Raw genomic sequence first — 25,249 nt, forward strand, 5'->3', positions numbered from 1 at the left:
AAATTTTCAAACGGGACAAACAACAAGGGGGCGAATCTTCATCCGCCCCCCGCATGTCCGCTTAGTCCTGCGGTTCTTCTTCGTCTGCGGCAGCGTCGAGCGGTTGGTCGCCGGTCATGTCGTCAACGTCGGTAGCAAGAGTGCCGTCGAACGCCACGCCCTCCTCGCCTTCCAGCTCCTCGCCTTCGACTTCCGATGGCTCCTGCACCCGCTCAAGCCCGACCAGCGTTTCGTCGCTGGCCAGCTTGATCAGCGTCACACCCTGGGTGTTACGACCCAGGCTCGACACTTCGGCCACCCGCGTGCGCACCAAGGTGCCCTGGTCGGAGATCAACATGATCTCCTCGCCATCGAGCACCTGGACAGCGCCGACCAGACGACCGTTACGGTCGTTGCTGACCATGGCGATCACGCCCTGGCCGCCACGCTTGTACTCAGGGAATTCGCTGATGGCCGTGCGCTTGCCATAACCACGCGCCGAAGCGGTGAGGATCTGGCTGCCTTCTTCGGGGATCAGCATGGAAATCAGCTTCTGACCTTCCGGCAGGCGCATGCCGCGCACACCGCGGGCGGTACGGCCCATGGCGCGAACGTCGGATTCCTTGAAACGGGTAACCTTGCCGCCGTCGGAGAACAGCATGACCTCACGCTCACCGTCGGTGATGGCAGCGGAAATCAGCACGTCACCTTCGTCCAGCTCCAGGGCGATCAGGCCGACACTGCGCTGACGACTGAAGGATTCCAGCGGAGTCTTCTTCACGGTGCCCTTGGCGGTGGCCATGAAGATGTAGTGACCTTCGGTGTATTCCTCCACTGGCAGCATGGTAGTGATGTACTCATCGCTATCGAGCGGCAGCAGGTTGACCAGCGGACGACCACGGGCGGCACGAGACGCTTCGGGGATTTCGTAGGTCTTGAGCCAGTACACCTTGCCCTTGCTGGAGAACAGCAACAGCGTGGTGTGACTGTTGGCAACCAGCAGGTGAGCGATGTAGTCCTCGTCCTTGACGCCTGTGGCCGACTTGCCTTTGCCGCCGCGACGCTGGGCCTGGTAGGCGGCCAACGGCTGGGTCTTGGCGTAGCCGCCGTGGGAAATGGTCACCACGCGCTCTTCTTCCGGGATCATGTCACCCAGGGTCAGGTCCAGGCGCGCATCGAGAATCTCGGTGCGGCGCACGTCGCCGTATTCGGCGCGGATCACTTCCAATTCTTCGCGGATCACTTCCATCAGGCGCGTGGCGCTGTTGAGGATGCGGATCAGCTCGCCGATCTGGTTGAGGATTTCCTGGTATTCAGCCAGCAGCTTCTCGTGTTCCAGGCCGGTCAGGCGGTGCAGACGCAGTTCCAGGATGGCTTGCGCCTGTTCCGGGGACAGGAAGTACTTGCCATCGCGCAGGCCGTATTGCGGGTCGAGGTTTTCCGGACGGCACGAGTCGGCGCCGGCACGCTCGACCATCGCCACTACCGCGGTGGATTCCCAAGGCGTGCTGATCAGCGCTTCCTTGGCTTCCGACGGGGTTGGCGAGGCCTTGATCAGAGCGATGACCGGGTCGATGTTCGACAGGGCAACGGCCTGGCCTTCGAGGATATGACCACGCTCGCGGGCCTTGCGCAGCTCGAACACGGTGCGGCGGGTGACCACTTCGCGACGGTGACGCACGAAGGCTTCCAGCAGATCCTTGAGGTTCAGGATCCTCGGACGGCCGTCGATCAGCGCCACGATGTTGATGCCGAACACCGCTTGCAGCTGGGTCTGGGCATAGAGGTTGTTGAGGATCACCTCGGGCACTTCGCCGCGACGCAGTTCGATCACGACGCGCATGCCGTCCTTGTCGGACTCGTCCCGCAGCTCGGTGATGCCTTCAAGCTTCTTCTCTTTCACCAGCTCGGCGATCTTCTCGATCAGACGGGCCTTGTTCAGCTGGTATGGGAGTTCGGTGATGACGATCTGCTGGCGACCACCGACCTTGTCGATGTCTTCGATGGTCGAGCGGGCGCGCATGTAAATGCGGCCGCGACCGGTGCGGTAGGCTTCGATGATACCGGCGCGACCGTTGATGATCGCAGCGGTCGGGAAGTCAGGACCAGGGATGTACTGCATCAACTCATCGACCGTCAGCTCGGGATTGTCGATGAGGGCCAGGCAACCGTCGATGACTTCACCGAGGTTGTGCGGCGGGATGTTGGTCGCCATGCCCACGGCGATACCGCTGGAGCCGTTGACCAGCAGGTTCGGGATACGGGTCGGCATGACCGCCGGGATCATTTCGGTGCCGTCGTAGTTCGGCACCCAGTCCACGGTTTCCTTATGCAGGTCGGCCAGCAGTTCGTGGGCCAGCTTGGTCATGCGCACTTCGGTGTATCGCATGGCCGCGGCGTTGTCGCCGTCCACGGAACCGAAGTTGCCCTGGCCGTCTACCAGCAAGTAGCGCAGGGAGAATGGCTGGGCCATCCGGACGATGGTGTCGTACACGGCGGTGTCACCGTGGGGGTGATACTTACCGATCACGTCACCGACGACACGGGCTGATTTCTTGTACGGCTTGTTGAAGTCGTTGCCCAGCTCGCTCATCGCGAACAGCACGCGCCGGTGCACGGGCTTCAAGCCATCGCGCGCATCCGGCAGCGCCCGCCCGACGATTACGCTCATTGCGTAGTCGAGGTAGGACTGTTTCAGCTCGTCTTCGATATTGACCGGGAGGATTTCTTTGGCCAGTTCGCCCATGAGAAGCCTGATTCCTTTTTCTGGTGAAACCTCGTCACATCCAGATGGGACGAACGAAGCTCGCCGCTGCAGAACAAGTGCCATGCAGCGACTTACGACAAATCAACGAGTTATGCCATGGATCTGCGCAGTAAAGGCCACCTCGTGAGGCAGCCCTGGAAACCGCCGGATGTTATCACAAGAGCCGCCACGCACCTATCCCCCTGATGCGCATGGAGCATAGTTAGTTGACCGGTGACAGGCTGATATGGGACGAGAGGGGCTTAGAGGCTTGCCGAAAGCAGATTTGAGGTTCAATTCAGGCTCATTTGCTGACTTTCAGGGCCTCATCGCGAGCGGGCTCGCTCCCACGGGGGATCTGTGTATGCCGAAGATTCCGGCCACAACACCGATCCAATGTGGGAGCGAGCCCGCTCGCGATAGCGGCAGACCCGCCACTCAAAGCCTTCAGTGCAACCGCTTGCGACACATCAACTGCGCCATCTTCGCCGTATCCGGGCGCTCGACGATGCCTTTCTCGGTGACAATGGCGTCGATCAGGTCCGCCGGGGTGACGTCGAACACCGGGTTGAAGGCATCCACCTCCGCCCCGACCCGCTTGCCGCCAACCTCCAGCAGTTCGCGCCCGTCGCGCTCTTCAATCGGAATGTCTTCGCCGCTGGCCAAGTTCATGTCGATGGTCGAACTCGGCGCCACCACCATGAAGCGCACGCCATGGTGCATGGCGCAGACCGCCAGTTGATAGGTGCCGATCTTGTTCGCCACGTCGCCATTGGCCGTGATGCGGTCGGCGCCGACGATGACCCAGGTCACGCCCTTGGTCTTCATGATGTGGGCGGCGGCGGAATCGGCATTGAGGGTCACCGGGATGCCTTCATTGGCCAACTCCCACGCGGTGAGGCGCGAGCCTTGCAGCCACGGACGGGTTTCGTCGGCGTAGACGCGCTCGACCATGCCCTCGAGGAACGCCCCCCGGATCACGCCAAGGGCCGTGCCAAAGCCGCCGGTGGCCAGGGCGCCGGTATTGCAATGGGTCAGGATGGCCTGGGCGTTGCCCTGATGCTTGCGGATCAGGTCGACACCCAACTGAGCCATGGTCAGGTTGGCTTCGCGGTCGCTTTCATGGATGGCGATGGCTTCGGCCTCAAGGGCAGCCAGCGGTTCGGCATGCTCTTTCAAGCGCCCCAGCCGGTCGCGCATCCGGTCAAGCGCCCAAAACAGGTTCACCGCTGTCGGCCGCGAGTTGGCCAGCAGGGCAAAATCAGCTTCCAGCGCCGCCTGCCAGTCCCCGCCCTCGGCCACCCGCGCCCGCGCTGCCAGCACCACGCCATAGGCCGCACTGATGCCGATGGCCGGCGCGCCCCGCACCACCATCGAGCGAATGGCCTCGGCCACGCCGGCCGCCGAGGTATAGGCGATCCAGGTTTCCTCGAACGGCAAAATACGCTGATCCAACAGATAGAGGGCGCCATCACGCCAATCGATGGCCTTCACCTTCTCCGCAGCCAACAGTCGATCGCGCATCCCACACCCCGCACTCATGAACAAAAGCCGCCGATTATAGCGATCCCTCCGCGAAGACGCTCGGGTATACTTCGCCATCCTTTATACGCCATGGAACCGTTCCACGATGCCCAAGCCTGCCGTTGCGCTCGACTTATTACTGCTGCCGACCTGGTTGGTGCCTGTCGAACCCGCCGGTGTCGTGCTCAAGGATCATGGCCTGGGCATCCGCGACGGCTGCATTGTGTTCATCGGTCCACGGGCAGAAGCCCTGAAGTGTGACTCAGCCCAGGTCCGCGAACTGCCGGGCATGCTCCTGAGCCCCGGATTGATCAACGCCCACGGCCATGCGGCGATGACCCTGTTCCGCGGGCTGGCCGACGACCTGCCCTTGATGACCTGGCTTGAACAACACATCTGGCCGGCCGAGGGTAAATGGGTCGACGAAGATTTTGTTCGCGACGGCACTGACCTGGCGATCGCCGAGCAGCTCAAGGGCGGCATCACGTGTTTCTCGGACATGTATTTCTACCCCAAGGTTGCCAGCGAGCGTGTGCATAACAGCGGTATCCGCGCACAAATCGCCATTCCGATCCTCGATTTTCCGATCCCCGGTGCCGCCAGCGCCGACGATGCCATTCGTCAGGGCATCGAATTGTTTGGCGACCTCAAGCATCATCCACGAATCAAAGTGGCATTCGGCCCCCATGCGCCCTACACCGTCGGCGACGAGAACCTGGAAAAAATCCGGGTGATCGCCGAAGAACTGGACGCGGCCATTCATATGCATGTTCACGAAACCGCGTTCGAAGTACAGCAGGCTGTGGATAACACCGGTGAGCGACCCATGGCCCGGCTGGGGCGCCTGGGCCTGCTGGGGCCACGCTTTCAGGCGGTGCACATGACTCAGGTCAGCGATGAAGACCAGGCGTTGCTGGTAGAAAGCAACTGTAGCGTGATCCACTGCCCGGAATCGAACATGAAGCTGGCCAGCGGGTTCTGCCCGGTGGAGCGCTTGTGGCAGGCCGGGGTCAATGTCGCGGTCGGCACTGACGGGGCGGCGAGCAACAACGATCTGGACCTGTTGGGCGAGACGCGTACCGCCGCATTGCTGGCCAAGGCCGTCGCCGGTTCGGCCACGGCCCTGGACGCCCACCGGGCGTTGCGCATGGCCACGCTCAATGGCGCCCGGGCACTGGGCATCGAAGCGACGGTCGGCTCGCTGGAAGTCGGCAAGGCCGCCGACCTGGTGGCCTTTGACTTGTCGGGACTGGCCCAGCAGCCGGTCTATGACCCGGTGTCGCAACTGATCTACGCCACCGGTCGCGACTGCGTGAAACATCTGTGGGTGGCCGGCAAGCCCTTGCTTGAGGACGGCCGCCTGACCCGCCTGGACGAATCGCAGCTCAGTGCCACGGCACAGGCATGGGGTCGTCGCATCAGCGGCCACAACGAATAACCAGGTCCCTTGAGCCACGGCTCGGGCCCTACGATTTTTCAAGTTTTTCGAGGATCTGCACATGAGCAACGTCGACCACGCTGAAATCGCCAAATTCGAAGCCCTGGCCCATCGCTGGTGGGACCGTGAAAGCGAATTCAAACCGCTGCACGATATCAACCCGCTGCGGGTCAACTGGATTGACGAGCGAGTCAGTCTGGCTGGCAAGAAGGTGCTCGATGTCGGCTGCGGCGGCGGCATCCTCAGCGAAGCCATGGCCCAGCGCGGAGCGACGGTGATGGGCATCGACATGGGCGAAGCACCGCTGGCGGTTGCGCAACTGCATCAACTGGAATCCGGCGTCAGCGTGGAATACCGGCAGACCACCGCCGAAGCCCTGGCCGAGGAAATGCCCGAGCAGTTCGATGTGGTCACTTGCCTGGAAATGCTTGAACACGTACCGGATCCATCATCGGTCATCCGTGCGTGCTTTCGCATGGTCAAGCCCGGTGGCCAGGTGTTCTTCTCCACCATCAACCGCAATCCGAAGGCCTACTTGTTCGCCATCATCGGCGCCGAATACATCATGAAGCTGTTGCCACGTGGCACTCACGACTTCAAGAAATTCATCCGCCCTTCGGAGCTGGGGGCCTGGAGCCGCATGGCCGGGCTGACCGTCAAGGACATCATCGGCCTGACGTACAACCCGCTGACCAAGCACTACAAGCTGGCCGCCGACGTTGATGTCAACTACATGATCCAGACCTTGCGCGAGGAGTAAGTCGATGCGTCTCAAAGCGGTTCTCTTCGACATGGACGGCACGCTGCTCGACACCGCGCCGGACTTCATCGCCATCTGCCAGGCCATGCGTGCCGACCGTGGCCTGCCACCGATGAACACGCAGCATATTCGCGACGAGATTTCCGGGGGCGCCCGGGCGATGGTCGCGGTGACCTTCTCCATGGACCCGGAGTCGCCGGGTTTCGAGGAACTGCGCCAGGAATTCCTCGACCGCTACCTCAAGGGCTGCGCGGTGCACAGCCACCTGTTTGACGGCATGGCCCAGGTGCTGGCCGACATTGAGGCCGCCAACCTGATCTGGGGGGTGGTCACCAACAAACCGGTGCGCTTTGCCGAGCCGATCATGCAGCAGCTAGGCCTGGCCGAACGCTCGAAAGTGCTGATCTGCCCCGACCATGTAAAGAACAGCAAGCCGGACCCCGAACCGCTGACCCTGGCGTGCAAGATGCTCGACCTGGATCCGGCCAGCGTATTGTTCGTAGGCGACGACCTGCGGGACATCGAGTCTGGCCGCAGCGCCGGCACCAGGACCTGCGCGGTGACCTACGGCTACATTCACCCAGACGACAACCCGAACCATTGGGGCGCGGATGTGGTGATCGATCACCCCTCGGCGCTGCGTGAAGTGCTGGATAACGCGCTGTGCAGTTGCTGAGCTGACCGCTCTTGTGGCGAGGGAGCTTGCTCCCGCTGGACCGCGAAGCGGTCCCTGAGTCAGCTGGCGACGGCTTCGCCGCCGAGCGGGAGCAAGCTCCCTCGCCACAAAAGCTCACTCGCCATGACAGTTCTGTGCCACAGGAACCGTGCTGCTTTAATTGTTGAGGTTTTTTTATGTTTGAGTATTCCGCCCGCCCCGACCTGCTCAATGGCCGGGTCATCCTGGTCACCGGCGCTGGTCGCGGCATCGGCGCCGCAGCCGCCAAGGCCTATGCCGCCCACGGCGCTACTGTATTGCTGCTGGGCAAGACCGAAGCCAACCTGACCCAGGTCTACGATGAAATCGAAGCGGCCGGGCATCCACAGCCGGTGGTAATCCCGTTCAACCTCGAAACCGCCCTGCCCCATCAGTACGATGAACTGGCGGCGATGATTGAAACCGAATTCGGCCATCTGGACGGCCTGCTGCACAACGCCTCGATCATCGGCCCGCGTACGCCGCTGGAGCAGTTGTCCGGCGAGAACTTCATGCGGGTGATGCAGGTGAACGTCAACGCCATGTTCATGCTCACCAGCACCTTGCTGCCGCTGCTCAAGCTGTCCAAGGACGCGTCCGTGGTGTTCACCTCCAGCAGCGTCGGGCGTAAGGGACGGGCTTACTGGGGGGCTTATGGCGTCTCCAAGTTTGCCACCGAGGGGCTGATGCAAACCCTGGCCGACGAAGTCGAGACCGTCGCACCCATGCGCGCCAACAGCATCAACCCCGGCGCCACCCGCACCAGCATGCGCGCCCAGGCCTATCCGGGGGAAAATCCGCTCAACAACCCTACGCCTGAAGAAATCATGCCGGTCTACCTGTACCTCATGGGGCCGGATAGCACAGGCGTCAACGGTCAGGCGTTCAACGCCCAATAATTGTTCACCTTCGCGTCGCGTCGGTTTACCGTCGCGACGTCCCTGCGCCCGATACGTAGCCAGGCGAACCGCCAAGTCCATGTCGCCCCATGCCGACGACGCGCTCGCCGTTTGTAGTCAATACATTGATTTACAATCGGTTTTTATTCTACTGAACCGAATGGCACGACTTTCGCTCTAAAGATCCTCAAACACGCCATGTTCGGCGGGTAATGGATGTTGAGATGAGACTTATGCCTGCCAGGTAAAGCGGACTAAACTCAAATCAGATGTCCTACGGGACTGAAGGACCAGTACGACGCGCCGCCCAAAGCCGCCTCACCCAACCTGTCAGGACAGATTTGCTTAGGGGCTCACGCCATATGAAAACGCCAACCCAGATCAACGCGATTGATTTCGACAGCGCCAAACTGCAGCGCCTGGGCTTTGGCCAGCCGTCACCGCTGGTGGCACGCTCTGTCAATCTTTCGCAGTTGCGTCAGCAGCTGAGCCAGCAATTGCAAACCAGCCTGGAGCCGCAACGGATCCTGGGGCTGTTTTTTCGTGAGGTTCAGCGGCTGGTGCCGCTGGACGCGCTGATCTACCGCCACAGCCCCAGCGATCTGCGCCTGGAGCTGGGGCAACGCGGGCATCACACCCTCACCTACAACCTCAGCCATGAAAGCGAGTATTTGGGCGAGCTGGTGTTTCGCCGCAATCAACGCTTCACCGAGACCGAACAAGCCGACCTTGAATCTGTGTTGTCGACGCTGCTGTTTCCGTTGCGCAATGCTCTGCTCTACCGCGCTGCGACCCAAAGTGCCCTGCGTGACCCACTGACCGGCACCGGCAACCGCATCGCCATGGACCAGACGCTGATCCGTGAAATTGATATGGCCAAGCGTCATTTGCAACCGCTGTCACTGTTGATGCTGGACATCGATCATTTCAAGCGCGTCAACGACAGTCATGGGCACGGTATCGGCGATGAGGTGTTGAAGGGCGTAGCCGAGGCCATCAAGAATCAGCTGCGCAATGTGGACATGGTGTTCAGGTTCGGCGGCGAAGAATTCCTGATTCTGCTCTCGAACACCAGCAGGGACGCCGCGGCCTTGGTCGGAGAACGACTGCGTCATGCCGCCCAGGCGCAGGATTATTTTGCCGCAGGTACGCGGATCGAACTGACGGTCAGCCTGGGTTGCGCGACGCTGCTGCCGGGTGAGTCAGTCGAAAGCCTGCTGCGCAGGGCCGACAACGCGTTGTACGTGGCCAAGCGCGAGGGCCGCAACCGGCTGGCGATGGCGGGTTGAAAGCCAGCAATGACAGATTCTGTGAACACCGTCGAAAAATGTGGGAGCGAGCGTGCTCGCGATGGCGATCAGGCAATCAACCTCCCCGTTGACTGTCCTGACCCCTTCGCGAGCACGCTCGCTCCCACATGGGCTGGCTATCGGATATCAGCTTCCGGCCAGTGCCAGGCGCTCACGGGGCGATGAGGTTTTCCCCACCGATTCCGATTGCTCCAGTTGCATGCAGCGCTCCAGGAAGAGGTACATGTAGTCGTAGCTCTTGCAGACAGCCTGGCGCAGTTCGATCTGCAAGGCCTTGCTCGGGTTCATGCCCGCCAGGGTGCAGATGATTTCCAGGGCTTCCCAGGGATGGGCATCATCGTACTGGGCGTGCATCTTCAGCCACTTCATGGCTCGCTTGCGGTCTTCCTCGGCGAAAGCCGCCGCGTAGATACCGCTGGAACACACCAGTGCCGACCACTCCCCGGTTGCCCCCTCGATGGCATAGTTGGTCGCGGCGATGGCCACGATCAGCGAGTCCGAAGAACTCGTATGCCAGCACCAGTGGCTCAGCGCATGGAGTTCGGGTGGCACTTGCTGCGCCTGCAGATCTTCCAGGGTCACGCCATGGGCGGCGCTCCAGTTGACCCAGTAATCGGCATGGTTGAGTTCGACACGAATGTTGCGCATCAGCCAGCGACGCGCCATGTCCTCGCCGGGATGGCGGGCAAAGCGTGTCTTGGTGAGGTTCTGTGCCATGTATAAGGCGAACTGTTCAACGACCGGCCAACCACCAATAAGGTAGTGGCGCATGGTCTTGGCACTGAGCTTGTTATCGCGCATGCGTTGATACAGCTCGTGTTCGACAACCCGGCGCTTGCTCTCGCTGCAATCGGTAATGAGCTGTTGTGCCCATTTCGGATAGCTTGTGGCGTCCATGAGCGGGCCTGTTCGGTTGAATGTGTCGATCACTGTCGGGCTCCTTTTGATTGTGATTTTTTCCGGATCAACAAGAGGTTCAGCGGAACGTGCCGGGGGCCTTGAATAACAGCGGCTGCGGCCGGGCCGGCCTGCATTGCAACGTATCACAGGTAAACAACTGCGGGCGTTCAATCACATACCCTTGAGCGTAGTCCACCCCAATCTCCAGCAACGCCTGCTCGATCTGGGTAGTTTCAACAAACTCGGCAATCGTGCGCTTACCCATGACGTGGCCGATGTGATTGATCACCTCGACCATTGCACGGTTAATCGGGTCGTCCAGCATATCCTTTACGAAACTCCCGTCGATCTTCAGGAAGTCTACAGGTAAATGTTTCAGGTAAGCGAATGAAGACATTCCGGCACAAAAGTCATCGAGCGAAAAGTAACAACCCAAGCTCTTGAGTTCATTGATAAAGCGGATGGCGCTGCCCAAATTCGAAATAGCACTGGTCTCGGTTATTTCAAAACAAATCATTTCTGGTGGAATCGAGTAGGCCGCGAACTGTTTACGCAGGAAATCAAGGAATGCCTGATCTCCGATAGTTGTGCCTGACAGATTAATCGCACACATGGCCATCGGTCCCTGTCGCGAATCGTTCAGGCACTGGCGGATGATCTTGAAGACGTTTTCCACCACCCAGCGATCCAGGGAAGTCATCAAGCCATAGCGTTCTGCCGCAGGAATGAAACTGTCCGGCAGAATCATCCTTCCGGCTTCATCATGCAGGCGCAACAGGATCTCGATATGCCCGCCGCCATGGTCGCCCGGACCCAGCGCGGCAATTTCCTGGGCATAAAGACAGAAGCGATTCTCCTCCAGAGCCATGTGCAAGCGCTGGACCCAAGCCATCTCGCCAAAGCGCAGGGACAGCTCCGAGTCGTCGGCGTGATAGACCTGGACGCGATTGCGGCCCTTTTCCTTGGCCATGTAACAGGCCATATCGGCGGCACGCAGGGACGCCTCCAGCGTCGTCGGGCTTTGGGCGATATGCACCAGACCGATGCTAACGGTGGTCACGAATGGCCGGCCCTTCCAGACAAAATGCAGGTTCTGTACGGTCTGGCGCAGCCCTTCGGCGATCTTTTCCGCGGCCTCCGGCGAGCAGTTCTCCAGCAAGATACCGAACTCATCGCCCCCCAGTCGGGCCAGGGTGTCGTTTTCCCGCAGCCCCGATTGCAACAGTGCGCATATATGCCGCAACAGTTCGTCACCGGCGGCATGACCACAGGTGTCATTGACCAGCTTGAATTGGTCCAGGTCGAGGAACATCAATGCATGGCGCCCCACCTGGCGCGTCAGATTGTGCAAGGCTTGCTCAAGGCGATATTCGAATTCCCGGCGATTGGCCAGGCCGGTCAGCGCATCATGGGTGGCTTGCCACGACAGGTTGGCGATGTATTGGCGTTCCTGGGTCATGTCGTGCAACACCAGCACCGCTCCGCTGACCTTGCCGGCGTGGCGGATCGGCGCACCTACGAGCGTGACGGACACAGTGCTGCCATCCAGGCGCTGGATCAGTTTGGAATGCTCGCTGCCGCCACCGAGCCGGCCGCTGAGAATATGCTCGATCAGGGTCAGCCCTTCACTCTGGGCGTTGTCATCGAGCAAATTGAACAGGGCGGCCAGAGGCAATCCCGTGGCGTGCTCGGCCTTCCAGTGAGTCATCGCTTCGGCGGCGGGGTTCATGTAGGCGATTGCCCCTTCCACATCGGTGGTGATCACGCCGTCGCCAATGGACTGCAAGGTGATCTGCGCCCGCTCCTTTTCCAGTTGCAGGGCATTGGCGAAGACCTGCCGCTGGGCCAGCAGTTTATGCGTGCGCAACAGCGCCAGCACGATCAACCCCAGTGCGGTGGCGAAGTTGGTCACCAGCAACAGGCGCAGGATGAAGCGCGACCCCTCCCCCAGCGCATCGCTGAAAGCTTTGGCTGCCGGGGTGACGGAATCGTTGATGGCAAAGATTTTCGCCTTCCAGCCACGAATATCGGCCTCAGAAGCCTGACCTGCGGTAATCCGACTGTGCATCTGGCGGGCGACGTCATCCAGTTCAATCAGGTAGCCGTCGCCCACCGTCCAGAGATCGATAGCCTCTTCCAGGTAACTGAAGTGCCGAAAATTCAGGTAGAGCCAGATCAGACTGGACACGTCGTCCGGGTGGTTGCCGCCCTTGAGGATTCCCGCCCGTGCCGCCTCCAGATCCGGCGGCTGACGGTCCAGGGCCACCCGCAGCTCATGCCCACCCTCAGGTACGGCGATAGCCCGCTGGTACTTCTGAAAGATTGTTTCGTCACGACTGTCGGCATAAAGATTGAGGTAGTAAATGGCGTCTTTCTGCCCCTTGGACCAAAGGCTTTCTCCCGCCACGTAGCCGCGCACCGCAGACAACACGTAAAGACTGACACCCCCCAACAATGCCTGAAACAGGACGACGGCGATAAAAGGCCAGACGATGCCCAACAACCGGGGGGTTCCGAGAGTCCGCGCTTGAGTCATGAGATCCCTTGCATAGGCGTAGGCGATCAGCATTCAGACCGCTCATTCCCGCAAGACTAGGAGGCGTAGCAGCTCCCCGCAAGAGGCCGGACACTATTTGACACCCCATGCCCCTGGATGCCTGAGACAACAGCGGTGATAAAGCCCTGGTAATTGCCAAACGCCGTTACAACTTTCCTGCACCCCATACATATCTACCACCCCGGGTTTGCCTGGACTGTTTTGATACGGAACTTCTCTAGACCTTGCACTTTATCGAGGCGCGTAGAGAAACGTTCGTTAATCACCAGGAAACCTTCATATGCAATCTACCGCCGCCCCCGGCCTTTCAACGAGTCTGAGCCCGACACCCTCTTATGCCGAGAAACATCAGGGTTTGCTGGGCGATTACGAGGCCATGCTATCGCTCGTTCGAAACCATCAGATACCGCTGCAGACGTTGGCCGACAGCCTGGTCAAGCCCAGGCTTTGTTCACCCATGGCGTTGGAAAATGAAACCGGACAACGAGCACTGCACACGCTCATCCAGGATAAAAACTATCAGGCGTTGTGCAAAACGCTAAGCGCCCCTCATTACCACTTGATCGTCACTTTAAAAGACGGCAAAGCCCTCTACGAGACACTGTCAAGAAACAGAGAAACCACCATTCAGATTCCACTGAACAACGACCCCTCTTGGAACGGGCTGCGTGCAAAGATTGAAAAAACTGCTCGACTATTAGGCGGGCAAATTCGTTTCGACGGCCAAGTAACATTTGCACGAATGACCTGGTTTTACGGTATTACCCCATGCAATCGGCAAAACACCGAGCAACGCCACGCCACGATGAATGCGCTGGAAGAGAAACGCGCTCACCACACGCTGGGGCTTGGACATGGAATAAACATCGACGCCCTGAGCCCCCACACTGAGAACCTGATCACTGACACAGTGCGTCAATTCCTGCCTACGCCGCACACCCCATTGCTGGCCTACCTCGGCGCTTCGGATATCGACACATTGACGACGACGCAAATCCGGGCGAAGCCTTCGGCGTATCTGGAGGCTATTCTGCAATCGACGAACGCCCGGCAGCTGGCAACCAGGTTATTGCAAGTGCTGGGCTGGTTTGGCGGCAGACCCGGTGAGGACACGGCTGCAGGGATATGCACCAAGCTGCTCGCCCACGCCATTCGTCTTTGGCTTGAAAACGGGCAAAACGAGAGCCCGGACAGTATCGCCGGTTACCCGTGGCAACGTTCGTCCAACTGGGGGAAAAGCTATGGGCAGATTCGGGCCGAGTTCGAGGTGCATCTGCTGTCTTCAAAACGCGCCGCGTCAGTGAACGAATCCATTCTGCTCGCGCGTCTTTATCAACCCTTGTTCCCGCCGCACTTCCAGATTCACGATATACCGTCGCAACTGCCTTACCGAAGCTCTACCGTTTGGGTAAATTTTGCTCATGGTGTGTATCTGGCTGACGCGATCGACCCGACATTGCTGCAAAGACTGAGTTTCCAGCAACTGGTCGACTTCCCTGGCCAATACGCCAGTGAAGCCACGGCTGATGACCTGAAACTGGTCACCCTGACCAGATTGAAACCCATGCTGGAATGGGCCGTGACAAACGGCCTGGTTGCCCATAAGGCCGACGGACACTACACCCTGCAGGACATACAGACTGCTGCAGAAAAGCTCGACTTCACCATCGATAGCATGACCCGGGCGGTCAACTGGCTGGATAGCCGCCCCCCCGAGAGGCTGAACATCGCCAGGCTTAAAATGGCGAAGCTCTTCGCAGACGGCCGGTTCGTGACGGATGGCAGGAAGCTGGTGAAGGAGGCCAGCACTTATGCCGCTCCCGTGACTCGGCTCAGCGGCCCCATCGCAAGACTCGCCCCCCAAACCTACACATTCGTGGATGTGTATGCAGCCGGCCAACTCACTGAGCATAAATGGTTCGTCACCCGGCCCGATGGAAAAGTCATCACCGATGTCTGGTTCAAGATCGACCACGATACGACCCTACAGACTAACTTTGCCGGGCCCGGCTTTAGCGCTATTGCCCAGCAGGACAGGAAGCTCACCGATATCGAGCAAACGTTCAAAACCCATTTCGACATCTACCTCAGCTTCATCAGAAGTTCCTATCGCACGTTGATCACCCACCTGCTCGCATCCCTACCCCTGGCTGATCGCCAAGCCCTGGAGTACGGCGTGACAAAGGTCTACACCCTCAGAAAAGAAACCACGGGCATTGAAGCAAACAATGAATCCGAAGATAAGACGCTGCCCCTGCGCGCGCGTAATGGCTTCATTCTGGAAACGACGAGCCAGCGCAAAACCTCGTACTACGAACTGCTCCCGCGGGCTGGGGTGATCCGCCCACGCCCAGATATTCAGCCACACCATATTGGCGCAGAGCGCAAAATCGAAAAGTGGAGAATCAGCCACGGCTCGGCAGTGAGTGTGGATGTTCTTCGCCATAAAACCCTTCCGTTCGATTGGGATGCCCACGTAAAAGGCACCCTCCCCGGCGCTCACAAAGAATGCCAAGCCATCCTGGACCCACTTGGCGGCACGTTCGGCGAATCGAACAATAGCGACGCCAACCACACTCTACCGCGGACATTGGAGTCGAAAGTCACCCTGGACCTGGCCCGGTACATTTGCGAGAAGCTGCTTTTCGTTGACGAAAAACAGCTCTACGACAGTTGTTATGGCAAAACCGAATTCGACCGTCAAAAGGCCAGGCGTGAAAAAAACCTGGAAATCCTCAAAATGTTTGTGCCCTTCTGGGGCAGTATCGAAGACTTGGCTTCGGGGGACCGTGATCGCCTGGTGAGTGGAGCCTTTGGCCTGTTCACAGATTTTGTTGCATTCGCCCGACCCATGGGCAAGTTTGCGTCAGGCTCGCTGAAGTTGGTCAGCGCCGCGGGCAAGTTGAGCATTGGCAAAGCACTGCCTGCCTTTGCAACGCTGACAGGTAGTTTGCTCAACGCCACCCTGAACCCGCTCGACGGCATTGCGTCCTTGCTACGGGCAGGCAGCCAGAGCGTGTACAGGTTCAGTAAAAAGGGCTATCTGAGTCTCAAGACGTTGTCCGGGCGCGCCGGCCAATACGATTTCGTCCAAGGCATGGCCCAAGCCACGGACCCGGGCCGCTGGCGTCCACTGACAATGAATGACCAGTTGAGCACGGTGCGCGGAGTTGACGATGTTCCTGTGCGCAACACCACAGCCACAGGCAGCGCCGATTACCGTTTGATTGACCCTTTATCGTCCAGGCCTTACGGCCCTGGGCTGGGTGCTGACGTGTCACCGGGCCGCTCCCACTTCAACACACGGGCGCAAACCGACACCGAGACCCTCGTTGAGTTACCGGAAAATGCCCGGGTACTAGAAGTGCTTGAAGCCGATGGCAGCCGCCTCTTCTATGTGGATGGCGTGCCCTATCGTTTGAAGGCCGGAACCCTGCGTCGCATCAGCCACCCGGATGACAATCCACCCTTCAGGAAACTGGCGTGCCGTGTTCGTCGTGCGCCGGATGAGGTGTGCAAAACCAGGTATGTAGTGCAAGACAAACCTGCCGAGCGCCCACCCGCCGGAGAATTCAGCACTGAGTTAAGCTGGGCGCCCTGGTTTGGTGACGCAACGTTTTATCCCTCCACGCCCAAGCATCCCAACGATCGCGCCCTGCTCGCCTTCGAAGGGAAAATCTATGAACTCAAGGACGGCAAGCTCAACACCTACAAAGGCAAACCGCAATGGATCGGTCTCTCCAGCAGAATCCCCATCCCCAGAGAAACCATTACGGCGACCCTGGAATTTCAAACCGGTCTGTACGGTGGCATCAAAGTAACCGGTTCGGCAGAAAAAATTGACGATATCCATCAAACCGGCGCGCTCATCATTCCCTCGATCGATGAGCAGTTCACGTACATATTCACCCGCTTGAACACGGATGATTATTACATGACCAGATTGCTCTCCACTGAGAGTGTCGAGGCTGCTCTGAGCCTGAAAAGGCTTGGCCCAAGCGACCTGACGCCCGGCTCTTTGGGAGAGGAGCTGCAACGGGTTTATATCGGTTCGTTGAACGCCAACAACGCCGCGCGAATCTACGGCAAAGACCAGGTCGAACGGGCACTGGACAAGATCGATGAAATTTCGATACCCATTGGCGCACCGAGCCATCCACCCTCCAATATGAAGTGGTTGAAAGTCAGTACCTACCCCGCCGAGGCGGTGTTATTCGATCGTCGCACCAGAATGATTGTCTCTGATTTGCCTAACGGAGCAGCCGTGTGGCAACCCACCACACAAGCGCCCGAAGCCATACAAAAATCAACCGCAAGCATCTTCAACGCGCTTTTTACATCGCCGGCCATTGCCGGCCCGTCTCAATCCACCACCCGAGCGGTGACCATCAATGACGCCATGCGAGAACTGCAAAAAACCCTTCCGACCAAAAATCAAAAGAACATAGCTTTTGCCCACGTCATCACGGCATCCGGAAACAACGAAATATATGTCAGTGTTTCCGGAATCGAGGACTACACCCGGCACCTGCCGCTGTTCAAATCCCACAGTGGCTATACGCAAGTCAACGTCAAAGATGCCACTTACTTCAATGTTGATGGCATCAGGAACGCGATTGACCCTGCCTCCCTCACTCTGAGCGCCGATGGAAAATTGCTCGCCATCCCTCATCTGATGGATGCTCCGGGCACCTCGGACAGGCTCAGTCGAGTGACCTCTGCGGACAGTGAAAGCAAACTGATTGCCTACATCAGCGAAAAGTATCCAAACCCTGAAGACATCAAGTCGATCACGCTTGCCACCACCCTGCCTCCCTGCGAATCCTGCGCGATTGTCATGAAGGAGTTCGGTCATGAGCGCGGAGCCGCTGCGTTGAACGTCATCTGGGGACAGCGCCGTAAGCGTCCGGCAACTGAAATGAGCTCTTCAACCGAATCCGATTGATCCCTGGCGATCAATGCTGCTGCAGATGCCCGTAGAGCTTGGCGTATAAACCACCGTCAGCAATCAGTTGCTGATGGTCGCCATCCTCGGCGATTTGTCCGCCGTCGAACACCAGCACCCGGTCGGCCTGCTTCACGGCCGACAACCGGTGCGCGATGATCAAGGTGGTACGGTTGCTCAAGAACCGCGCCAGCGCCTGGTGCAGGTTGTACTCGGTGGCGGCGTCCAGCGCCGACGTCGCCTCGTCGAGGATCACCACCTTGGGCTCGGCCAGTACCATCCGGGCAATGGCCAGGCGCTGGCGCTGCCCGCCGGACAGACGCACGCCGGAACGGCCGACGATGCTGTCCAGACCGTTGGGCAAACTTATGATCGTCTGGTGCAGTTGGGCGATTTCCAGTGCCTGCCAGCAGGCCTCATCCGTGCGCTCGCGGCCCATGGTCAGGTTGGCCCGTACCGTGTCGTTGAACAGCGCGGGATGCTGCAGGACCACGGCAACATTGTCGCGCACGGTTTCCAGGCCGATTTCCTGCTGAGTCGAACCGCCGAAACGGATAGTCCCGGCCAGCGGCGTGTACAGCCCCAACAGCAACTGGACCAAGGTACTTTTGCCACCCCCGCTGGCCCCGACAATCGCGACTTTCTCACCGGGGGCAATCGACAGGTTCATCTGGTTCAGCACCAGTTCGTCGCCGTAGCCGAAACTCAGCCCCTGAACTTCGATACCCACGGTGGCACGCCCCTGGAACGGGTTAACACTGCCGGTGTATTGCGGTTCGTCGGCACGGGCCAACAACTCGTTGATCCGCGACAATGCGCCCCCGGCGGCATAAAACGCGTACTGCAGATTAAGCAGTTGCTCCACCGGTCCGATCATGAACCACAGGTAGCTGAACACCGCCAGCATCTGGCCGATGGAGAGGTCGGAGAACAGCACGGTGAGCATCGCCGCTGCGCGGAAAATATCGATACCAAACTGAAACAGCAAACCGCTGGCGCGGTTCGAGGCATCGGTTTTCCACTGTGAGCTCACTGCGTAATCACGGACCTCCCTGGCCCGTGTCCCCAATCGACCCAGGAAATAACCCTGGCGGTTGCCGGCACGCACCTCCTGGATGGCATCCAGGGTTTCGGTCAGGGCCTGGGTGAAGCGCGAGGTGCTGTCATTCTCCAGCTTCTTGAGGTGCTTGACCCGTTTGCCCAACTGGACCGTGGCGTAGATCACCAACGGGTTGAACAACAGGATCAGCAGCGCCAGTTGCCAGTGCATCCACACCAGGATGCCGGCAGTGCCCACCAGTGTCAGCATCGCCACCAGGAAACGACTGAGGGTTTCGCCGACGAATTTGTCCAGGGTGTCCAGGTCGGTGACCAGGTGCGTGGTCACGGTACCGCTGCCCAGGCTTTCGTACTCGCCCAGGGAAATACGTTTGAGCCGTTCGATCAACCTGACGCGAATGCGATAGACGATGTCCTTCGCCAGCCTGGCGAACAATCGCGCCTGCAGCACGTTGAACAGCAAAGCGCCGCATCGCAGGACCAGGGTCACCACCAGCATCAGGCCAATATAACCGGCCGCGCTTTGCCAGCCGCTGGGCAACGCATGGTTCATGACCTTCAACGCCGCGTCGCCCTGGCCCAGCAGCACTTCGTCCACTAAAAGCGGCAGCAGCAGCGGGATCGGTACGCTGCACAGCGTCGCCAGCACGGCCACGCCGTTGGCGATCCACAGGGCTTTCTTGTGTTTAAGGGCCAGACGGCGGATTTCTGCCCAGCTCAAACCGTCGACGCGCTGCCCAGGGGATGCGTCATCCGCCCGGTCAGGCACAGGCCGCGCGCTCCAGCCAGCGGCCCAACAGTGGAGACAACTGGCTCAGGGGCTGGTAGCCGTTGGTAAGCAAAGCCAATTGACCGTCACGCTCGGCCAGCAGCGTAGGAAAACCCGCGATGCCAAGATCCTGCACCCAGGTGAAATCCGCGGCAGTGGCCGCATGTTGCTCGGCGCGGTCAAAGGCTGCGGCGAACTCGATGCGTGGCAGTCCAGCCTGTTCGGCCAGTTCCACCAGGACGCTGGCGTGGGTCACATCACGACCCTCGACATAAAACGCCTGCTGGATCAGCTTCAACAGCTTCCAGGCCAGGTCCGGCGCCAGGCCACGGGCCGTCACCAGTGCCCGGCAGGCCGGTTCGGTGTCATAGACAAAACCGTCCGGCAGCGCCCCTTCAAGCTTGAACGTCTGGCCGGTGGCCTGGGTGACGGCCTGCCAATGCTCGAGGATGTAGCGTCGGGTGGTCGGCTCCAGGGCCGAACCGCTGCCGGTGCGCAAACCGCCCACCACCAGGTGCAGTTCTACCCCGGCGGCCTGCGCCTGCTCGACCAGTGCCTCGGCAACCGGCGCAAAACCCCAGCACCAGGAACACATCGGGTCCATCACATAGAGCAGGCGTGGCGCCATGGTTCAAGCCTCGGAAGGTGATTGCTTATAGTTGTAGCCGATCGGATGCGGCATGTTGCGGGCCTTGGCCAGTTCGATCTGCTTTTGCCGGTCGATGGCGCTGCGCCGGGTCTTCTCGCTCAGCTTGTCCCAGCAATGCGGGCAACTGATGCCTGGCACGTAGTGCTCCGAAGCACGGTCTTCTACGCTCACCGGTGTACGACAGGCATGACACTGATCGTAGTCGCCTTCGCTAAGGTCATGGCGAACGGTCACGCGGTTATCGAACACGAAGCAGTCGCCGCGCCATTTGGTTTCTTCCTGAGGCACCTCTTCAAGGTACTTCAGGATGCCACCCTTGAGGTGATAGACCTCGTCGAAACCCTGGCCGAGCATGTAGCTGGAAGCTTTTTCGCAGCGAATGCCACCGGTGCAGAACATCGCGACTTTCTTGTGCCTGGCCGGGTCGAAGTTGGCTTTGATGTACTCGGGGAACTCGCGAAAGCTGGTGGTCTTGGGGTCGATCGCGCCTTCAAAGGTGCCGATGGACACTTCGTAGTCGTTACGCGTGTCGATCAGCAAGACTTCCGGATCGCTGATCAGTGCGTTCCAGTCCTGCGGTTCGACATAAGTGCCAACCTGTTTGTTGGGGTCCACGCCTTCGACGCCGAGGGTGACGATTTCCTTCTTGAGCTTGACCTTGGTGCGATAGAACGGCTGCTCATCGCAGTACGACTCTTTGTGGTCGATGTCGATCATGCGCGGGTCGTTCTTGAGCCAGGCCAGCAATCCGTCGATGCCTTCGCGAGTGCCGGAAACGGTGCCGTTGATGCCTTCTTCGGCGATCAGCAGCGTGCCTTTGATGCCGTTGTCGAGCATGGCCTTGAGCAATGGCTCACGCAGCTCGACGTAATCTTCAAGGGTGACGAACTTATACAGTGCCGCCACGACAATGGATGGTGTCATGGGTATTTCTCCAGGTGGCTACCCTCGCAAAGGGTGAACCGGATGCGAAAAAAAACGCGCCCCGTGAGGCGCGTTGCGGATTCTAACAAAAAACAGACGGGTTGCAGGAGTGCAGCGACAACAGCCACAACAGCAGTCATTCTCTGCAGATCAGTGCTTGCTGCCACCGGCACAAGTCGGCGAAGCCGGGGCTGTATCGATCTGCGCCCATTCCTCGGGGGTATAGGTGTGCAGCGCCAACGCATGGAACTCACCCATCAGCTCGCCCAGCGTGCCGTAGACCTTCTGATGACGCTTGACGCGATTGAGCCCCTCGAACTGGTGACTGACCACCACGGCCTTGAAGTGGGTCTGTAACCCACGGCTGTGCATGTGGCTTTCATCCAGCACTTGCAGGTGCTCGGGCTGCAACAGCCCGAGCGTCGATTCGATGCGTTGTTGCATGCTCATACCGGGCTCCGCTTACGGCTTTTTCTTGGCAGGGGCGGCTTTGGGCTCAAGCTCGGCGGTCATGTCCGCCAGCAGCTTGTTGACCACCGGCACCGCGCTTTCCAGCTTGGCCTGGGTCAACTGGGCCGATTGCTGGGTCAGCTGGGGCATTTTTTCCAGGACTTTCTTGCCCAGGGGCGAACGGTAGAAGGACACCAGTTCCTTGAGTTCCGGCTCGCTGAAGTTGGAGGTGTAAAGCTTGACCATGTCCGGCTTGAGCTTCTTCCAGCCGATGGCCTGGTCCAGTGCGGCGTTGGCCTTGGCCTGGTAGGTTTCGAGGGTGGCTTTTTTCGACTCGGGAGCCTTGGTCTGCTCAAAGCGCTGGGCAAACATCTGCTGCACTTGCATGTACACCGGGGTACCCAGTTTGTCGGCGTGCGCCAGGGTCAGGAACTCTTCGGCACTTGCGTTGTGGCTGGCGGTATCGGCAAAAACAGGACTGCTGGCACACACCAGAGCAACTGCGGTACAGATGGCACGAAGACGGGTCATCGAGTTTCCTTTTCTACAGGCGAGGTAAAACCCCAAGGGCGATCATTCTGCGCCTAATAAACGCCGGCCCTCAACCCCATTGCTCTGCGCGTCCGATTGACGGGCCGAAACGATCGAAAAATGATTGAGGGAACCCGTGTCGCCCTTCAGGGCCTAAACTGCGCATTCAGACCTACAGGAGTTTGACCCGATGAGCCGTATCGAAACCGACAGCCTTGGCCAGGTTGAAGTCCCGGATGAAGCCTACTGGGGCGCCCAGACGCAGCGCTCCCTGATCAACTTTGCCATTGGCAACGAACGCATGCCGCTGTCGGTGCTGCACGCCCTGGCGCTGATCAAGAAAGCCGCCGCGCGGGTCAATGACCGCAATGGCGACTTGCCTGCCGACATCGCGCGCCTGATCGAACAGGCCGCCGACGAAGTCCTGGCCGGCCAGCATGACGACCAATTCCCGCTGGTGGTCTGGCAGACCGGCAGCGGAACCCAGAGCAACATGAACGTCAACGAAGTGATCGCCGGGCGCTCCAACGAGCTGGCGGGCAATCCCCGCGGCGGCAAGAGCCCGGTGCACCCGAACGATCACGTCAACCGCTCCCAGAGCTCCAACGACTGCTTCCCCACCGCCATGCACATCGCCGCCATCCAGGCGGTCCATCAGCAATTGCTGCCGGCGATCGCCGAGTTGTCCGGCGCACTGGCGGAATTGGCGGCGCGCCACATGAAACTGGTCAAGACCGGCCGCACCCACATGATGGATGCCACGCCGATCACCTTCGGCCAAGAGTTGTCAGCCTTCATCGCTCAACTCGATTACGCCGAACGGGCGATCCGTGCGGCTCTACCGGCGGTTTGCGAACTTGCCCAGGGCGGTACGGCAGTGGGCACCGGGCTCAATTCGCCCCACGGCTTCGGTGAGGCGATCGCCGCTGAACTGGCGGCGCTGTCTGGCCTGCCCTTCGTCACCGCGCCAAACAAGTTCGCGGCGTTGGCCGGCCATGAGCCCCTGACCACCTTGTCCGGCGCGCTGAAAACCCTGGCTGTGACCCTGATGAAGATTGCCAATGACCTGCGCCTGCTGGGTTCCGGGCCACGGGCCGGCTTCGCCGAAGTGAAGTTGCCGGCCAATGAACCGGGCAGCTCCATCATGCCCGGCAAGGTCAACCCGACCCAGTGCGAGGCCTTGTCGATGCTGGCCTGCCAGGTCATGGGCAACGACGTGACCATCGGTTTCGCCGCCAGCCAGGGTCATTTGCAATTGAACGTGTTCAAGCCGGTGATCATTCACAACCTGTTGCAGTCGATCCGTCTGCTGGCCGATGGCTGCAGCAATTTCCAGCAGCACTGCATCGCCGGGCTCGAACCGGATGCCGAGCAGATGGCGGCGCATCTGGAACGTGGCTTGATGCTGGTCACCGCCCTGAACACACACATCGGCTATGACAAATCCGCCGAAATCGCCAAGAAAGCCTACGGCGAAGGGCTGACCCTGCGCGAAGCGGCCTTGCAGTTGGGGTATCTGACCGACGAAGAGTTCGATGCCTGGGTGCGGCCGGAGAATATGCTGGAGGCCGGAAGCCAGGGTTGAGATGTGTGCTTGGTTGGACGCAAAGCGTGCGCTCAACACAACCCACCTGTGGGAGCGAGCCTGCTCGCGATGAGGCCGGTCGGCTCGACATTATCGACGACCAGACCGCTATCGCGAGCAGGCTCGCTCCCACAAAAGAGCGGTTCTTTTTGTGGTCGCGGTCATCGCCCGACAGCCAGTCGCTCACGCCGGGCCCTGAGCCCGGCAATCAGCGACGGCCCGAGGGCAACCAATGCCGATCCCAACACCACCAGCACCGCCCCGCCATACCCCAACAGATTGATCTGCTCGGCATGCACGTAGTCAGGCCACCACCAGGCTGCCAACGCCACCGCGGCGAAGGTCACCAACGGCGTGATCGCCAGGGTCGCGCTGACCCGCGACGCTTCCCAGTGAGCCAGGGCCTCGGCAAAGGCGCCGTAGGCAATCAGGGTATTGAGGCAGCAAGCAAGCAGTAGCCAGCCTTGCAACGGGCTCAGTTGCAGCGCCTCCAGCGGATGTACCCAGGGCGTGAGCAGCAGCGCGCAGAACAGGTAGATCACCATCATCACCTGCAACGAATTCCACACCGTCAGCAGTTGCTTCTGGCCCAGGGCATAGAAGGTCCAGACCGTCGACGCCAGCAACACCATCAAGACCCCGGCGGTGTAGTCGCTCAGGGAAGTCAGCAGCTCGCCGAGGCGCTGGTTGAAAAACAGCGTGAAGCCGATCAACAACACCAGCAGGCCGATGCCCTGCCCTACACTGAAACGCTCCTTGAACACAAACAGGCTGGCCACCAGCAACATGATCGGCCCCATCTGCACCACCAGTTGCGCGGTGCCGGGGCTCAAGCGATTGAGGCCCATCAGGTACAGCACGTAGTTGCCGACCAGCCCCAACACCGCCATCGCCACCAGCCAGCCGCCCCGGGGGCCCAACACCTTGCGACTGGGCAAACGGCCAGTGGCCGTCAGGTAGATGAACAGCAAGCCACCGGACACCAGCAAGCGAAACCAGGTCACGGTGACCGGATCCATCACCTGCAGCACTTGCTTGAGCTTGATCGGCAGGATGCCCCACAGCAGGGCGGTCAGCAGGGCAAGGAACAGGCCGTAGACCCAGCGACCGGACGATATGTGCATGCAACCCTCGCAGCTCAAGACAAAGAGCCCCCATTCTAGGCGCGGATCGCTTCAGGACACAGGGACAGTTAGGCCGTGGACGTCCATGGGACTGTACGGGTCGTTGCCGTCGATCGCCTGGCCAGGCGCAAATCAAGGACTGCGCATAAGCTCAAATGACATTGCCCCGCTGCCTTTGGAGACCGCCATGTTTGGCAAACGCGCCCAGGATCCCGCCCCTACGACGATTTTTCGCAGCGACCGGATCTGCCGGGTAAACGGCGAGTTTTATTTCAATACCCGAGAAGGCACGCAGGAAGGCCCGTTCGCCAGCCGCGAGGCGGCAGAACGGGAGATAAAAGCGTATATCGCGCGGATGCAGCAACTGACCCAGGTTGCCAGCTAGCGCAGCTGACGCAGCCCCCCT

At 59.9% G+C, this 25,249-nt stretch carries 18 protein-coding genes; 8 read left to right on the forward strand and 10 right to left on the reverse strand.

The annotated features are described in order from the left end of the window. Positions 1-61: 61 nt before the first annotated feature. Entirely contained in the window at positions 62-2,725 is a 2,664-nt protein-coding gene (gene gyrA / locus PSEUDOMOFG3G_RS18390; protein ID WP_047226307.1) for a DNA gyrase subunit A, read from the reverse strand. 447 nt (positions 2,726-3,172) lie between these two features. Beyond that, positions 3,173-4,249, reverse strand: coding sequence for an S-methyl-5-thioribose-1-phosphate isomerase (gene mtnA / locus PSEUDOMOFG3G_RS18395; RefSeq protein WP_047226306.1), 1,077 nt, complete (start codon positions 4,247-4,249; stop codon positions 3,173-3,175). A gap of 106 nt (positions 4,250-4,355) precedes the next feature. Between mtnA and PSEUDOMOFG3G_RS18400 the strand changes: the two genes are divergently transcribed. From PSEUDOMOFG3G_RS18400 to PSEUDOMOFG3G_RS18420, 5 genes are all read left to right on the forward strand, one after another. Further along, positions 4,356-5,687, forward strand: coding sequence for a TRZ/ATZ family hydrolase (locus PSEUDOMOFG3G_RS18400; protein WP_047226305.1), 1,332 nt, complete (start codon positions 4,356-4,358; stop codon positions 5,685-5,687). A 61-nt stretch (positions 5,688-5,748) separates the two neighbouring features. After that, entirely contained in the window at positions 5,749-6,447 is a 699-nt protein-coding gene (ubiG, locus tag PSEUDOMOFG3G_RS18405; protein WP_047226304.1) for a bifunctional 2-polyprenyl-6-hydroxyphenol methylase/3-demethylubiquinol 3-O-methyltransferase UbiG, read from the forward strand. A gap of 4 nt (positions 6,448-6,451) precedes the next feature. Continuing rightward, entirely contained in the window at positions 6,452-7,123 is a 672-nt protein-coding gene (mupP, locus tag PSEUDOMOFG3G_RS18410) for an N-acetylmuramic acid 6-phosphate phosphatase MupP (protein ID WP_047226303.1), read from the forward strand. A 176-nt stretch (positions 7,124-7,299) separates the two neighbouring features. Then, positions 7,300-8,040 carry a YciK family oxidoreductase gene (locus PSEUDOMOFG3G_RS18415; protein WP_047226302.1) on the forward strand — a complete coding sequence of 247 codons (741 nt, stop codon included), beginning with the start codon at positions 7,300-7,302 and terminating at the stop codon, positions 8,038-8,040. Between the two features lie 362 nt (positions 8,041-8,402). Next, on the forward strand, positions 8,403-9,329 hold the full coding sequence (locus PSEUDOMOFG3G_RS18420) for a GGDEF domain-containing protein (RefSeq protein WP_047226301.1): 927 nt from the start codon (positions 8,403-8,405) through the stop codon (positions 9,327-9,329). Positions 9,330-9,476: 147 nt separating this feature from the next. Here PSEUDOMOFG3G_RS18420 and PSEUDOMOFG3G_RS18425 read toward each other — a convergent pair whose 3' ends face one another. Beyond that, positions 9,477-10,247 carry a TenA family transcriptional regulator gene (locus PSEUDOMOFG3G_RS18425; RefSeq protein WP_218575624.1) on the reverse strand — a complete coding sequence of 257 codons (771 nt, stop codon included), beginning with the start codon at positions 10,245-10,247 and terminating at the stop codon, positions 9,477-9,479. A 79-nt stretch (positions 10,248-10,326) separates the two neighbouring features. Then, positions 10,327-12,786 carry an EAL domain-containing protein gene (locus PSEUDOMOFG3G_RS18430; RefSeq protein ID WP_047226416.1) on the reverse strand — a complete coding sequence of 820 codons (2,460 nt, stop codon included), beginning with the start codon at positions 12,784-12,786 and terminating at the stop codon, positions 10,327-10,329. A 301-nt stretch (positions 12,787-13,087) separates the two neighbouring features. On the opposite strand from PSEUDOMOFG3G_RS18430, the gene PSEUDOMOFG3G_RS18435 reads away from it, so the two are divergent. Then, entirely contained in the window at positions 13,088-17,752 is a 4,665-nt protein-coding gene (locus PSEUDOMOFG3G_RS18435) for a deaminase domain-containing protein (RefSeq protein ID WP_139050799.1), read from the forward strand. Between the two features lie 10 nt (positions 17,753-17,762). Here PSEUDOMOFG3G_RS18435 and PSEUDOMOFG3G_RS18440 read toward each other — a convergent pair whose 3' ends face one another. The 5 genes from PSEUDOMOFG3G_RS18440 to PSEUDOMOFG3G_RS18460 all read right to left on the reverse strand — a co-directional run bounded on the left by PSEUDOMOFG3G_RS18440 (position 17,763) and on the right by PSEUDOMOFG3G_RS18460 (position 22,134). Further along, positions 17,763-19,580 carry an ABC transporter ATP-binding protein gene (locus PSEUDOMOFG3G_RS18440; RefSeq protein ID WP_139050800.1) on the reverse strand — a complete coding sequence of 606 codons (1,818 nt, stop codon included), beginning with the start codon at positions 19,578-19,580 and terminating at the stop codon, positions 17,763-17,765. After that, positions 19,573-20,175: a DsbA family protein gene (locus PSEUDOMOFG3G_RS18445; RefSeq protein ID WP_171061403.1), complete on the reverse strand. Its 603-nt coding sequence runs from the start codon at positions 20,173-20,175 to the stop codon at positions 19,573-19,575. The genes PSEUDOMOFG3G_RS18440 and PSEUDOMOFG3G_RS18445 overlap by 8 nt, the downstream gene beginning before the upstream one ends. 36 nt (positions 20,176-20,211) lie before the next feature. Further along, the gene (locus tag PSEUDOMOFG3G_RS18450; RefSeq protein WP_092397619.1) at positions 20,212-21,153 is read right to left on the reverse strand and encodes a rhodanese-related sulfurtransferase; all 942 of its coding nucleotides are present in this window, start codon (positions 21,151-21,153) and stop codon (positions 20,212-20,214) included. Positions 21,154-21,303: 150 nt separating this feature from the next. Next, positions 21,304-21,603: a BolA family transcriptional regulator gene (locus tag PSEUDOMOFG3G_RS18455; protein WP_047226295.1), complete on the reverse strand. Its 300-nt coding sequence runs from the start codon at positions 21,601-21,603 to the stop codon at positions 21,304-21,306. Between the two features lie 12 nt (positions 21,604-21,615). Then, positions 21,616-22,134 (reverse strand): DUF2059 domain-containing protein, encoded by a 519-nt coding sequence (locus PSEUDOMOFG3G_RS18460; protein WP_047226294.1) that lies wholly within the window; start codon positions 22,132-22,134, stop codon positions 21,616-21,618. A 190-nt stretch (positions 22,135-22,324) separates the two neighbouring features. Between PSEUDOMOFG3G_RS18460 and PSEUDOMOFG3G_RS18465 the strand changes: the two genes are divergently transcribed. Then, positions 22,325-23,719, forward strand: a complete 1,395-nt coding sequence (locus PSEUDOMOFG3G_RS18465) for a class II fumarate hydratase (RefSeq protein ID WP_139050801.1) — start codon at positions 22,325-22,327, stop codon at positions 23,717-23,719. A gap of 161 nt (positions 23,720-23,880) precedes the next feature. Here PSEUDOMOFG3G_RS18465 and PSEUDOMOFG3G_RS18470 read toward each other — a convergent pair whose 3' ends face one another. Then, entirely contained in the window at positions 23,881-24,843 is a 963-nt protein-coding gene (locus PSEUDOMOFG3G_RS18470; RefSeq protein WP_047226292.1) for a DMT family transporter, read from the reverse strand. Positions 24,844-25,030: 187 nt separating this feature from the next. Here PSEUDOMOFG3G_RS18470 and PSEUDOMOFG3G_RS18475 point away from each other — a divergent pair, with 187 nt between their 5' ends. Next, positions 25,031-25,228, forward strand: coding sequence for a DUF6316 family protein (locus tag PSEUDOMOFG3G_RS18475; RefSeq protein WP_047226415.1), 198 nt, complete (start codon positions 25,031-25,033; stop codon positions 25,226-25,228). Positions 25,229-25,249: the final 21 nt, after the last annotated feature.

The organism is Pseudomonas sp. FG-3G (assembly GCF_901007645.1).
Taxonomy (GTDB): Bacteria; Pseudomonadota; Gammaproteobacteria; order Pseudomonadales; family Pseudomonadaceae; genus Aquipseudomonas; species Aquipseudomonas rhizophila.

Bases quoted from the DNA above. Each gene is read 5' to 3' on its own strand.
- PSEUDOMOFG3G_RS18450 (WP_092397619.1), bottom strand. From the start codon at position 21,153: ATGACACCATCCATTGTCGTGGCGGCACTGTATAAGTTCGTCACCCTT.
- PSEUDOMOFG3G_RS18425 (WP_218575624.1), bottom strand. From the start codon at position 10,247: ATGGACGCCACAAGCTATCCGAAATGGGCACAACAGCTCATTACCGAT.
- ubiG (WP_047226304.1), top strand. From the start codon at position 5,749: ATGAGCAACGTCGACCACGCTGAAATCGCCAAATTCGAAGCCCTGGCC.
- PSEUDOMOFG3G_RS18400 (WP_047226305.1), top strand. From the start codon at position 4,356: ATGCCCAAGCCTGCCGTTGCGCTCGACTTATTACTGCTGCCGACCTGG.
- PSEUDOMOFG3G_RS18430 (WP_047226416.1), bottom strand. From the start codon at position 12,786: ATGACTCAAGCGCGGACTCTCGGAACCCCCCGGTTGTTGGGCATCGTC.
- PSEUDOMOFG3G_RS18465 (WP_139050801.1), top strand. From the start codon at position 22,325: ATGAGCCGTATCGAAACCGACAGCCTTGGCCAGGTTGAAGTCCCGGAT.
- PSEUDOMOFG3G_RS18475 (WP_047226415.1), top strand. From the start codon at position 25,031: ATGTTTGGCAAACGCGCCCAGGATCCCGCCCCTACGACGATTTTTCGC.
- PSEUDOMOFG3G_RS18470 (WP_047226292.1), bottom strand. From the start codon at position 24,843: ATGCACATATCGTCCGGTCGCTGGGTCTACGGCCTGTTCCTTGCCCTG.
- mtnA (WP_047226306.1), bottom strand. From the start codon at position 4,249: ATGCGCGATCGACTGTTGGCTGCGGAGAAGGTGAAGGCCATCGATTGG.
- PSEUDOMOFG3G_RS18455 (WP_047226295.1), bottom strand. From the start codon at position 21,603: ATGAGCATGCAACAACGCATCGAATCGACGCTCGGGCTGTTGCAGCCC.
- PSEUDOMOFG3G_RS18460 (WP_047226294.1), bottom strand. From the start codon at position 22,134: ATGACCCGTCTTCGTGCCATCTGTACCGCAGTTGCTCTGGTGTGTGCC.
- PSEUDOMOFG3G_RS18445 (WP_171061403.1), bottom strand. From the start codon at position 20,175: ATGTGTTCCTGGTGCTGGGGTTTTGCGCCGGTTGCCGAGGCACTGGTC.
- PSEUDOMOFG3G_RS18415 (WP_047226302.1), top strand. From the start codon at position 7,300: ATGTTTGAGTATTCCGCCCGCCCCGACCTGCTCAATGGCCGGGTCATC.
- mupP (WP_047226303.1), top strand. From the start codon at position 6,452: ATGCGTCTCAAAGCGGTTCTCTTCGACATGGACGGCACGCTGCTCGAC.
- gyrA (WP_047226307.1), bottom strand. From the start codon at position 2,725: ATGGGCGAACTGGCCAAAGAAATCCTCCCGGTCAATATCGAAGACGAG.
- PSEUDOMOFG3G_RS18420 (WP_047226301.1), top strand. From the start codon at position 8,403: ATGAAAACGCCAACCCAGATCAACGCGATTGATTTCGACAGCGCCAAA.
- PSEUDOMOFG3G_RS18435 (WP_139050799.1), top strand. From the start codon at position 13,088: ATGCAATCTACCGCCGCCCCCGGCCTTTCAACGAGTCTGAGCCCGACA.